At 73.2% G+C, this 11,597-nt stretch carries 10 protein-coding genes; 9 read left to right on the top strand and 1 reads right to left on the bottom strand.

Annotation, left to right across the window (positions count from 1 at the left end; all coding sequences use genetic code 11):
- Positions 1–138 precede the first annotated feature (138 nt).
- Positions 139–876 carry a flavodoxin family protein gene (locus B446_RS02180; RefSeq protein WP_043477320.1) on the top strand — a complete coding sequence of 246 codons (738 nt, stop codon included), beginning with the start codon at positions 139–141 and terminating at the stop codon, positions 874–876.
- A gap of 94 nt (positions 877–970) precedes the next feature.
- Here the strand turns inward: B446_RS02180 and B446_RS02175 are convergent, their stop codons facing one another.
- On the bottom strand, positions 971–1,483 hold the full coding sequence (locus B446_RS02175) for a GNAT family N-acetyltransferase (protein WP_043474564.1): 513 nt from the start codon (positions 1,481–1,483) through the stop codon (positions 971–973).
- A 230-nt stretch (positions 1,484–1,713) separates the two neighbouring features.
- On the opposite strand from B446_RS02175, the gene B446_RS02170 reads away from it, so the two are divergent.
- The 8 genes from B446_RS02170 (at position 1,714) to B446_RS02135 (ending at position 11,385) form a co-directional block, all read left to right on the top strand.
- Complete coding sequence (locus tag B446_RS02170; RefSeq protein ID WP_020937760.1) at positions 1,714–2,835, top strand: PP2C family protein-serine/threonine phosphatase; 1,122 nt, start codon at positions 1,714–1,716, stop codon at positions 2,833–2,835.
- Between the two features lie 215 nt (positions 2,836–3,050).
- Positions 3,051–4,121 (top strand): MBL fold metallo-hydrolase, encoded by a 1,071-nt coding sequence (locus B446_RS02165; protein WP_043474560.1) that lies wholly within the window; start codon positions 3,051–3,053, stop codon positions 4,119–4,121.
- Between the two features lie 25 nt (positions 4,122–4,146).
- Entirely contained in the window at positions 4,147–5,100 is a 954-nt protein-coding gene (locus tag B446_RS02160; protein ID WP_052352107.1) for a GNAT family N-acetyltransferase, read from the top strand.
- A gap of 39 nt (positions 5,101–5,139) precedes the next feature.
- Positions 5,140–6,561 (top strand): MFS transporter, encoded by a 1,422-nt coding sequence (locus B446_RS02155; RefSeq protein WP_193384423.1) that lies wholly within the window; start codon positions 5,140–5,142, stop codon positions 6,559–6,561.
- Positions 6,562–6,740: 179 nt separating this feature from the next.
- Positions 6,741–8,144: a sensor histidine kinase gene (locus tag B446_RS02150; protein WP_020937756.1), complete on the top strand. Its 1,404-nt coding sequence runs from the start codon at positions 6,741–6,743 to the stop codon at positions 8,142–8,144.
- Positions 8,141–8,800, top strand: a complete 660-nt coding sequence (locus B446_RS02145; RefSeq protein WP_020937755.1) for a response regulator — start codon at positions 8,141–8,143, stop codon at positions 8,798–8,800. The genes B446_RS02150 and B446_RS02145 overlap by 4 nt, the downstream gene beginning before the upstream one ends.
- Positions 8,801–9,008: 208 nt before the next feature.
- On the top strand, positions 9,009–9,623 hold the full coding sequence (locus B446_RS02140) for a GOLPH3/VPS74 family protein (RefSeq protein WP_420010348.1): 615 nt from the start codon (positions 9,009–9,011) through the stop codon (positions 9,621–9,623).
- A gap of 31 nt (positions 9,624–9,654) precedes the next feature.
- The gene (locus B446_RS02135; protein WP_020937753.1) at positions 9,655–11,385 is read left to right on the top strand and encodes a carboxylesterase/lipase family protein; all 1,731 of its coding nucleotides are present in this window, start codon (positions 9,655–9,657) and stop codon (positions 11,383–11,385) included.
- Positions 11,386–11,597 lie beyond the last annotated feature (212 nt).

Here is an 11,597-nt window from a genome sequence, read left to right as displayed (position 1 = left end):
CGACGTGATTCGACTGTCAGGGTGGTTGCCGGCCCGCCGTTGTGCCGTGACCGCCGTCGAGTGCGCCGCGCCCGCACGATGGGGAGCCGGTACCGCCGTGACGGGCACGGCGGCACGGCACCCGGAGGCACCGAACTCGTGACCAGTGATCCAGGGGCGATCGACGCACCACCTGCCGCCTACGACGACCTGCGCGCCGTGGTCTTCAACTGCACGCTGAAGCGGTCACCGGAGCGCAGCAACACCCAGGGGCTGATCGACCGCAGCGTGCGCATCATGCGGACTCAGGGCGTCCAGGCCGACGTCGTGCGCGCGGTCGATCACGACATCGCGACCGGAGTCTGGCCGGACATGACCGAGCACGGCTGGCGGACGGACGCCTGGCCGGCGCTCTACGAAAGGGTCATGGCCGCGGACATCCTCGTCCTGGCCGGCCCGATCTGGCTCGGCGACAACAGCTCGGTCATGAAGCGGGTGATCGAGCGCTTGTACGCGTGCTCCAGCCTGCTCAACGATGCCGGGCAGTACGCCTACTACGGCCGCGTCGGCGGCTGTCTGATCACCGGGAACGAGGACGGCGTCAAGCACTGCGCGATGAACGTCCTCTACAGCCTGCAGCACCTGGGCTACTCCATCCCTCCCCAAGCCGACGCCGGCTGGATCGGCGAGGCCGGTCCCGGTCCCTCCTACCTCGACGCCGGTTCCGGCGGACCGGAGAACGACTTCACGAACCGCAACACCACCTTCATGACCTGGAACCTGCTCCACCTCGCGCGCCTCCTCAAGGACGCGGGTGGCATCCCCGCCTTCGGCAACCAGCGCACCGCCTGGGACGCAGGCTGCCGCCACGACTACGAGAATCCCGAACACCGCTGACCCGGAGCACGGGGTGCGTACCCTCCGGGTACGCCCCAGCCCCTCGCCTCGCCTCGCCTTGCCTCGCCTCGCCGTCCGGTCCGTGAGCGGGAGCTCAAGGCGTCAGTTCGGCGGCCAGGAGGTCCATCAGGAGGCCGTCGTGCCAGGTGCCGTCCGGACCGCGCTCGTACTGCCGCATGATGCCCACCGGCCGGAACCCGACCTTCTCGTAGCAGCGGATCGCCGCGGTGTTGTCGGCCGCCGGGTCGATGACCAGCCGGTGGTAGCCGCACGCGTCGACGAGGTGGCGGGCCAGCGTGCGTACCGCGTCGGTGCCCAGTCCGCTGCCGTGCACGGTGGGCGCGAGGAAGAGATCGATTCCGGCGTGCCGGTAGTCCGGCTCCTCCTCGGAGTACCACTGGATCATGCCGACGATCCGCCCCTGGTGCTCGACGGTCAGGCAGTGGGACCCGGGGTCTTCGACATCGGCCGCGACGTCGGCTTCGAGGTCGTCTCCACCCCTCCACCGGGCACGTACCTCAGGAGTGGCCCGGATGGCCGCGAGGGCGGCGACGTCCTCGGTGACGGTGGGGCGGAGTACGACGAGAGCACCGTGCAACACAGTCATGGCCCGGGACGGTACGCGAGGGGAGGTCCGTCTCGCGCGGAGGTTTTCCGGGGACCGCTGGGTGACGTCCCGCGGGGCGGCTGGGTCTTGGCCATGCAGGCCGGTGGGCCGTAGCCGGGGAAGAGTGCTCCCCGCTCCGGCTTCTCCGGACCCGGAAGGCAGCACGGTGCGCGGCCCCAGCCCCCGGAGCGGGGCGTGCCCGCACACAAGGTGGGTGGAAAGCTTGGGGCATGGCGTTGCGACCGTGGCGGGAGTTCCGGTGGTCCTGGCGGCCGGGTCACGCACCCGCGCTGATGGTGATCCCGTTGGGGCTGATCGTTGTGGTCTGCGTGGTGGACGTGCTGGCTCCGCCGCACGTTCACCTCGGGCCCCTGCTGGTGGCGGCACCGGCGATCACGGTGGCGTTCGCCGGCGCCCGCGTGACGGCGCTGATGGGAGCGCTCGCCGTGGCGGCGCAGATGCTGATCGGTGTGCTGCGAGAGGGCCTGTTCACCGCCAACATCCAGGCCCAGGTCAGCGCTCTGGTCGTCGTCTCGGCCGTCTGCGTCGGCATCTGCGTCCTACGGGACCGGCGTGAGCGCCAGCTGCACCGGGTGCGGTCCGTCGCCGAAGCGGCGCAGAGCGTGCTGCTGCAGCCCCTGCCCGGCCGCGCGGGCCCGCTGCGGATCGCCGGCCTGTACATCCCCGCCGAGGAGGAAGCCGATCTGGGCGGGGACCTGTACGCGGCCGCGCGGACCGACCACCACAGCACCCGGCTGCTCATCGGCGACGTCCGCGGCAACGGCCTGGCCTCGATCAACAACACCGCCCTGCTCCTCGGCGCCTTCCGCGCGGCCGCCCACCGGCAGGCCACCCTGCCCCGCCTCGCCATCCACCTGGACGCCGCCTTCCGCTGGGACAGCAGCCAGTGGTGCTCGCAGACGGAGCAGGACACCGGCGAGGACTTCGCCACCGCGATCCTGCTCGACATCCCCGACCACGAACCGGTCGTCCACCTCATCAACTGCGGCCACCCACCGCCGCTGCTCCTGCGCGGCACTCACCTCACCCCCCTCACGCCGGAGGCTAGCCACCTTCCGATCGGACTCGGCGGCGCCTTCGGCATCACCGCCTACGAGGTGCAGACATTCCCGTTCGAGGTCGGCGACCTGCTCCTCCTGTACACGGACGGCGTCATCGAAGCACGTGACACCGACCACCTCTTCTACCCGCTCACCGAACGAGCGGCCGCGTGGACCAAGGACGACCCCGACGAACTCCTGCGCGTTCTCCACGACGACCTGCTGGCCCACGTCCGCGGCCACCTGAACGACGACGCGGCCGCCGTCGCGATCCGCCGCCTGGCCCTCTGAATCCCCGGACCCGGGATACCTCCGCGCCGGCCCGGGCGGCGACCACTGCGTGACGGCGACCGCTGTGTGACATTGGCGTCCCGCCCGCGCGGGTGGAAGCATGACGGCGTGCGGCGCTCGCGGCCGGTCCGGTCGGCGCGACCGCCGGGGCCTGCGGCTCGCACCAGGGATCCGCTTCCCCGGTGGGCCGGTTCGGTGGGGAGGCGGTTTCCGGCATGTGTGACGATCACGGGTATGCGGGGGCCGAGGCGGCCTGGTCGGCGCCTCGTGCCGCGCAGGGGCCGGCCGTCGACCCGGTGACGCTGCCGGAGGTCGACGAGGTCAGGGTCACGACGATGGTCGACAACACCTACGACGCCCTGCTGGCCTCCGCCGAAGGCGTCACCCGGGCGTCGGCGGGCGCCGGGTGGACCGCCGCTCGGCAGTTCGCCGGCGGTGAGACCCCCGCCGGGCTCCGTGCCGAGCACGGGTTCTCCGCCCTGGTCACCGTCCGAAGCGGCGGCGCCAGCACGACGCTGCTGTTCGACACCGGAGCGTCGCCGGACGGGCTGTCGGTGAACGCCGAGCGTCTGGGCGTCGATGTCGGCGGCCTGCAGGGCGTGGTGCTCAGCCACGGGCACTTCGACCACGCGGGCGGCTTCGACGGCCTGGCCCGGCTGCGCGGTCGCTCCGGCCTGCCGCTCACCGTCCACCCCGCGGTCTGGACCCGCCGGCGCCTCGAGCTGCCGGCCGGCCAGGAGCTGAAGATGCCCACGCTGTCGCGAGGTGCCCTGGAACGCGAAGGGTTCGAGGTGATCGAGCGGCGGCAGCCGTCGCTGCTGGCCGGCGGCATCCTGATCACCGGCGAGGTGGACCGCGTCACCGAGTTCGAACACGGCATGCCGTCGGCGCACCAGGCCTGGGACGGCAGCGGCTGGCGGCACGACCCCACCGTCATCGACGACCAGGCACTCGTCGTCAACGTGCGCGGCCGGGGACTGGTCGTCGTCACCGGGTGCGGGCACGCCGGAGTCGTCAACATCATCCGGCACGCCATGAGGCTCACCGGCGTCAGCGGACTGCTGGGCCTCATCGGCGGCTTCCACCTGAGCGGCCCTGCCTTCGAGCCGGTCATCGGCCCGACGGTGGCAGCCCTCACCGCCCTCGCCCCCGAGCTGATCGTCCCCGGCCACTGCACCGGCTGGCGCGCCCAGCACGCCCTCGCCGCGGCCCTTCCCGACGCATGGGTGCAGACCAGCGTCGGAACCACCTACACCCTCGGCGCTGCGCAGCCGGGCGATGCCTGATCCGACGTCCCGGGAGGGTCGACCGATGCCAGACCCCACGCCTGCCCTTCCTCCCGGGTACCGGGCAGCCCCGGCGACGATCCAGGACATCGGCAGCATCCATCGTCTGGTCTCGGCCTGCGAGTGCGAGATGCACGGCCAGGCGCGCACCGACCCCGGGGGCGTCGCCGCCGTATTCGCCCGGCCGGGACTGATCTTGGAGCTGGACACCCTGTTGATCCACGACCAGGCGGGCCGGCTGGCCGCTCGAGCCTGGGTGGACCGGCGCTCCGAGGTGGACGTGCACCCGCAGCACCGCGGCCGCGGTCTCGGCGCCGCGCTCCTCGACTGGGCCGAGGCGAGGGCCCGTCGGGCGGGGAGCGAACAGATCGTCCAGACCGTCCCGGACGACCACAGGGACGCCGTCACGCTCCTGCGCTCGCGCGGCTACGAGCCGATGGTGACCGAATGGCTGCTTCAGTTCGCCATGCCCGACGAGCCGACGGTACCCGAGCCGCCCGCGGGCATCACGGTGAGGCCGTTTCACACCGGCGATGAGCATGCCGCGTACCAACTCGTCGAGGACGCCTTCGACGAATGGCAGCAACGGCGCAAGTCCTACCCCGAGTGGGCCCGACACACCGTCGAACGACCGACTTTCGCCCCCGCGATGTCGGCACTCGCGTTCAACGGCGACCGACTGGTCGGCGCCGCCGTCTCACTGGACCTACCGGAGACGGGCGAGGGCTACGTCGAGGAGGTCGCCGTACACCGTGACCACCGCGATCAGGGCATCGCCCGCCTGCTGCTGCGCCACGTCTTCCGCGCCTTCCACCGGCAGGGCCGGCGGACCTGCACCCTCGCTACGCACTCCGACACCGGGGCACTCGCCCTGTACCTGCGGGTGGGCATGACGGTGCGGTACAGCTCCACGGTCTTCCGCAAGGGCCTGCGACCGGCCGAGGACGTCGCCAGGAACGCGGATGAACTGAGCAGGTAAAACTGGACAGCCTAGACTGATGATTCTACGGTGGACTCCATGACCGACCGGACCACCGCCGCACAAGAGGACACCAGAACGAGCGAGTTCGATCGCCGGCTGGTGCCCCCGATGGTGCTCGGCTCGATCCTCAACCCGGTCAACTCCACCATCATCGCGGTCGCCCTGATCCCCATCGGCAAGGCGTTCGGAGCGCCGCCGTCGCAGACGGCCTGGTTGGTGTCGGCCCTCTACCTGGCCACCGCTCTGGGGCAGCCGATCGTCGGCCGTCTCATCGATCTCTTCGGGCCCCGGCGCCTGTTCCTGCTCAGCACCGGCCTCGTCGGCGCCGCGGGGCTCGTCGGCACCCTGGCCCACGGCCTCGGACTTCTCGTCGCGGCGCGCGTCCTGCTCGGTTTCGGCACCTGCGCCGGCTACCCCGCCGCCATGGCCCTGATACGCAGCGAGTCCGAGCGCACCGGCAAGGACAGTCCCGCGCGCATCCTCACCGTCCTGGCCGTGGCCAACCAGACCATCGCGGTGATCGGCCCGCTGCTCGGTGGCCTGCTGATCGGGCTGGGAGGATGGCGCTCCACCTTCGCGCTCAACATTCCCCTGGCCGCGGTCGCGGTCACCCTGGGTGCCCTGCGCCTGCCCGGACAGCCGCACAAGCGCGCCGCACCGAGCGGCCGCCCGACCACGCTGCTCGACCTGCCGGGCATGGCCCTGTTCGCCGCGACGCTGTTCTCCCTGCTGCTGTTCCTGATGAACCTCCACGCACGGACCTGGTACCTGCCGGTGGTCACCATCGCCGCCGGCACCGCGTTCACGCTGCGGGAACTGCGCGCTACGACGCCCTTCATCGACCTGCGGGTGCTCGGGGGCAACGCACCGCTGCTGGCCACCTATGGGCGTGCGCTGGTGGCCTACGTCGTCTCCTACGCGTTCCTCTACGGCTTCACGCAGTGGACGGAGGAGGGGTACGGACTCTCCCCCTTCCACGCCGGACTGGTGCAGATCCCGATGTTCCTGGTGGGGATCGCCGTCTCCGTCACCGTGGGGCGGCACAGGGGCGTCCGGGGCAAGCTCCTGCTCGGCGGCGTGGGCCAGCTCGCCGCCTGCGCGCTGATGCTGACGCTGAGCGCGGCCAGCCCCCTCTGGATGCTCGTGTGCGTCGCCGTGGTCTTCGGCGTGCCACAGGGCGCCAACAGCCTGGCCCTCCAGAACTCCGTGTACTTCCAGGCCGATCCGCAGCGCACCGGGTCGTCCGCCGGACTGCTGCGGACGTTCGCCTACCTCGGCTCGATGGTCGCCTCCTCGGCCACGGCCGCGTCCTTCGGACAGCACGCCGGCACGGACGGCATGCACCACCTCGCCTGGATCATGCTCGGGGCCGGAGTCCTGTACCTGCTCGTCACCGTCGCCGACCGGAGCCTGCGCACTCCGTCCACGGGCACGGCGCACGAGCCCGGCGGGCGCTGACCGTTCCGGAAGGTCCGGCGCGGCCACGACCGCGCATGGCCGCGCCCGAGCTGCTGGGCCGGCCCTCCGACGAGCGCGGCTCCGCGCCCTGCCGTGTCATCCGGTCGGCGGCCTCCGTGCCCGAACAGCCCCGGGCTTGTCGCGACGGTCCGCCCCGCGCCCCTGGATAGGGTCGGGGCGTGGATGGCAGCAGGACACACCCGGACGGCGCGTCCGCCGGGCAGGCGCCGGGTGAACCGCCGGCCCGGGCGGCACGGAGGCTGTGGTGGGCCTCGGCCGCCGTGGTCCTCGCCGTGCTGGGCACCTCGGTGGTCGTCGCCGGCGCGGAACGCGGTTCGCGGCTGCCCGTCGCCGTGCTCCTGGTCCTCACACAGGCCTGCGCCCTCAGATGGCAGACGCGCGCCCCTGCCGCCGTACTGGCGGTGAACGCGGTGACGGGGCTGACGGTGTGGGCGCTGCTGCCCGCCGTGTCCCTGACCGGCGCGCTGCTCGCGGCGCAGATCACGCTGTGCGTGCTGTCGGCCACCAGGCCGCGGCGGATCTCGGTGCGGGCGCTGGCGGCGATGTGCCTGCCGGCCCCGCTGGCCTTCCGCGCGGGCGGCGCCGCCGGCCTCGCCGTGTACCTGCTGACCGTGGTCCTGGCGTGGACCGCGGGTCAGTGGCGCCGGGCCCAGCGGGAACGGGCGGCAGCGGAGGCGCGCCGGGCCGTGGTCGAGGAACGCGCGCGCATCGCACGCGAGGTCCACGACGTCGTCGCCCACACCCTGTCGGTGATGGTCGTCCAGGCGGCCGCCGCCGACGACGTGTTCACCCGGAACCCCGGCCAGGCCCGCCAGGCCTTGCACGCCATCGAGGCAGGCGCCCGCTCGGCACTCGGTGAACTGCGCCTGCTGCTGCGCGCGTTCAGCCCGGAGGACGGTGACAGCAGGACGGGTGCGGCGGCGGACGGCGCGGCCGGGGTGGGTGTCGCGGGGGAGGGGCGGCAGCCGGGGCCCACCCTGGCCCGGCTGGAGGAACTGATCGCCGGCGTCCGCGCCACCGGGATGAACGTCCACCTGCACCGCGAGGGCACCACCGACGCCCTCCCCGCGGCCGTGGACCTGGCCGCGTACCGGATCGTCCAGGAAGCCCTCACCAACACCCTGCGCCACGCGGCGGGCGCCGATGAGGTCAGCGTGCGCGTGACGGCCGGAAGGGAGGCCGTGAGGGTGGCCGTGGTGGACAACGGCCACCCGAGGCAGGGAGGCCGACGCGGCGGCCCGGTACCGGCCGGAGCGGGACGGGGTCTGGTGGGGATGAGGGAACGCGCACGGCTCGTGGGTGGCAGCCTTCGTGCCGGCCCCCTGCCCACGGGCGGATTCGAGGTGACCGCCCACCTGCCGGTGGAACCCCCGGCACGGCGCACGCCGAAGGGCACGGCTGACGGCACCGCAGAGGACGTTCCGGCGCATACGGCGAAGGGCCTGCCGGCGGACATCCCGGCGGATACGGCGGAGGACATGCCGGCGGACCCGGCAGAGGACCTGCCGGGGGAAGCGGCGGGCGGAACGGCAGCACAGGACCCGGCGGAGGGCCGGACATGACACTGCGCGTGGTGGTCGCCGACGACCAGACACTCGTCCGCACCGGCTTCCGCATGATTATCGACGCCCGGGACGACCTGGAGGTGGTCGGCGAGGCGTCCGACGGCGGGGAGGCGGTGCGGCTGACTCGGCGACTGGACCCCGACGTCGTCCTCATGGACGTACGCATGCCCGTGGTGGACGGCATCGAGGCGACCCGGCAGATCGCCGAGTCCGGCAGCCGCGCCCGGGTCCTGGTGCTGACCACCTGGGACGTGGACGCCCACGTGGTCGCCGCCCTGCGGGCCGGGGCCAGCGGCTTCCTGCTCAAGGACATCCGCCCCGCCGAACTCGTCGACGCCATCCGCCTCACCGCGCGCGGCGACGCCCTGCTGGCGCCCACCGTGCTCAGCCGTGTCCTCGACCAGTTCCTGCGTGCCACCCCCGACCCGGCGCCCCCGCCGCCCCTGCAGGACCTGTCCGGGCGCGAACGCGAGGTCCTCACCCTGATCGGGCAGGCCCTGTCGAACGCGGAGATCGCCCAGCGGCTGCGCCTGTCGGAGGCCACCGTCAAGAACCACGTCACCGCGGTTCTGCGCAAACTCGGCCTGCGCGACCGTGTCCAGGCCGTCGTCGCCGCCTACGACCACGGCCTCGTCCAGCCCCGCCGCCCCTGACGACCGTCCCTCCGACAGTCGGCCACGACCCCTGCTTCCGTGCGGCCGCCACGCCTCCCCAGGCCGCCGCACTCTCCTCCTCAAGGAGGAGACGGTGACGCGATCCTCCTGTATTCCTATCGACGGACCGCCCCCGGGGCCGATCCGCCGCAGGGGCGTGCGGCCCTAGCGTCGATGTGTGACCGACAACCTGTCCTTGCCCTGTCTGATGTACCTGCTGGCCCACGACGCCGCGGCCGAAGCCCCCTACGACCGTGCCCGTACCGCGCTGCTGGTCCGCGCCGCCGCCCTGACCGACCTCGCGCTGCGCGGCCGGCTCAGGGAGGACGGCGGCACGGTCACCGCGTCCGGAACCCCTCCCACCGGTGACGTGGTCCTGGACGGCGTGTTGCGCGAAGCCGGGGACGGCCACGGCTTCAAGTTCCTCGTGCGTCGCCACCGCAAGCGGACCCTGGCCCAGGTGGAGGACCAGCTCGCCGCGGCCGGCCTGCTACGGGTGAAGGAGCCCCGCACTCCCTTCGGCGCCCGCCGGCCGGCCGTGACCGACCCGGCCGAGCCCGCCGCCCTGCACGCCCGACTCGCCACCGCCCTGCACGACGCCACGCCCGTACGCGAGCTGCCCGCCACCGACGCCGCGCTGCTGGCCCTGGCCTCGGCCGGTGGCATCCGCTCGGTCGTCTCCCGCCGCGAAGACAAGACCTACCGGGCCCGCATCGACGCCTGCACCAAGTCGCTCGCCTGCCTCGCGCCCGGTCTGGAGCACGCCGTACGGGACCTTCCGACGACCATGATCGCCGCACAGGGCGGCATGGGCGGCAGCTGACCGGGCTCGACCCGACCGGAACGGGGAGACGATGACCGTGCACCGCGCCCTGATCACCCTGGGCTGCGCCCTGACCACCGTCCTCGCGACGGCTTGGACCACCGCGTACTCGACGCCGTCCACCGCCGCCACAGCATCCGCCGCGACCGCCGTCACCCCATCCGCCGCGACGGCTGTCACCCCATCCGCCGCGACGGCCGCAGTCATGACTAGGACGACGCCGACGGCGACGAAAGCCGCGGCGGCGGTGACGGTGCGCGTCCGCGACGGTCTGCTGCGAGGCACCGCCCACGGCGGCTACCGCACCTTCGAAGGCATCCCCTACGCCGCACCCCCGTCGGGCCGGTTGCGCTGGGCTCCGCCGCGCCCCGTCGTCCCCTGGCCCGGTGTGCGGGACGCGACGAGGCCCGCGAGCGCCTGCCCGCAACCGGCCGGCGAGGTGCCCGGCGGCAGCACCGACGAGGACTGCCTGTACGTGAACGTCACCACACCCGCTCCGGCCCCTGCCACCACCGGCACCCTCGTCCCCGGTGCGGTCGCCGTCGCCCCCGCCCGGCGGCCGGTGATCGTGTGGCTGCACGGTGGTGGATTCACCACGGGAGCGGGCAGCTCCTACGACGCCCACCGCATGGCCACACGGGGCAGTGTCGTGGTCGTCACCGTCAACTACCGCCTGGGCGCCCTGGGGTTCCTCGCCCACGACCGTCTGCCGGGCTCCGGCACCTTCGGTCTGGCCGACCAGCAGGCGGCGCTGCGCTGGGTCCGCGACGAGATCGGCGCCTTCGGCGGCGACCCGCACAACGTGACCCTGGCCGGCGAGTCCGCGGGCGGCTACAGCGTCTGCGCCCAGCTCGTCTCTCCCGCGTCCGCCGGCCTCTTCGAGCGGGCCGTCATCCAGAGCGGCCCGTGCACCGGCCGCCCGGACCGGCCTTTCGCCCCGTCCTCCGTCGCCCTGTCCGACGCCCGTGCAGCGGGCGCGGACCTGGCCACCCGCCTCGGCTGCGGTCGCACGCGCGCCCGCGCCCGGGAGGTGATGGCGTGCCTGCGCCGCGTCCCCGTCTCCCGCATCCTCCGAACCCAGGGGGCCGACCAACAGCCCGCCCACGCGACCGGGTTGCTGCCCCGTGATCCGGCGGCGGCGCTCGCCACGGGCCGCTTCCACCACGTCCCGGTACTGCTGGGCGGCAACCACGACGAGGGCAACGGCTGGGCCGCCGGCATCATCGAGGCCGGCAACCCCGTCACCCCCGGCACCTGGCCCGACGTCGTGGCCGCCTTCTTCCCGTCCCCGGGGCGGGCCGAGGCGATCGTCCGCGCCTACCCGGTGCACGACTCCGACGGCGGGCCGGTGTTCGGCGCGGTCATCGGCGACGCCGACTTCGCCTGCCCGACCGCCCGCACGGGCACCCTGCTCGCCGGGCAAGTCCCGCTGTGGCGATACGAGTTCGCCGACGAGCACGCTCCGCCGCTCACCCCGGGCACCCCGCCGTTCCCGCTCGGCGCCCCCCACGCCGCCGAGCTGCCCTACCTGTTCGACCTCGGCGGCCGCGCACGCGAGATGACCCCGGCGCAGCACCGCCTGGCCAACACCATGATCGACTACTGGACCCGCTTCGCCACCACGGCCGACCCCGCCGGCCCCGCCGCACCACCCTGGTCCCGGCGCACGGTTCTCTCCCTGTCCCCGGACCACGTCACTCCGGACCGACCCGGCGCCTTCTCCGCCCGCCACCACTGCGCGTTCTGGCGGGCCCTCGGGTGACCAGGGCACCGGCGGTCCTTCGCGAGGCGCCCCGACCGCCTGGAAGGCAAGAGTGGGCATCAGTGAATATTCACAACTCCCTCACGTCCTCTCCAGGTCACACGAGAGGAGGCCCGTCCGACCCTTGCCTCGTCCGGTCGCCGACCGGAGAGCGGAGCTTTTCGGGCACTTCCACGCATCCGGTCCGAAGATCGCCGCGACGGTGCCCGGGT

The sequence above is a fragment of the Streptomyces collinus Tu 365 genome (assembly GCF_000444875.1).
GTDB lineage: Bacteria > Actinomycetota > Actinomycetes > Streptomycetales > Streptomycetaceae > Streptomyces > Streptomyces collinus_A.
The sequence above is the reverse complement of the archived record's forward strand: the minus strand, read 5'-3'. Positions and strand labels throughout refer to the sequence as shown.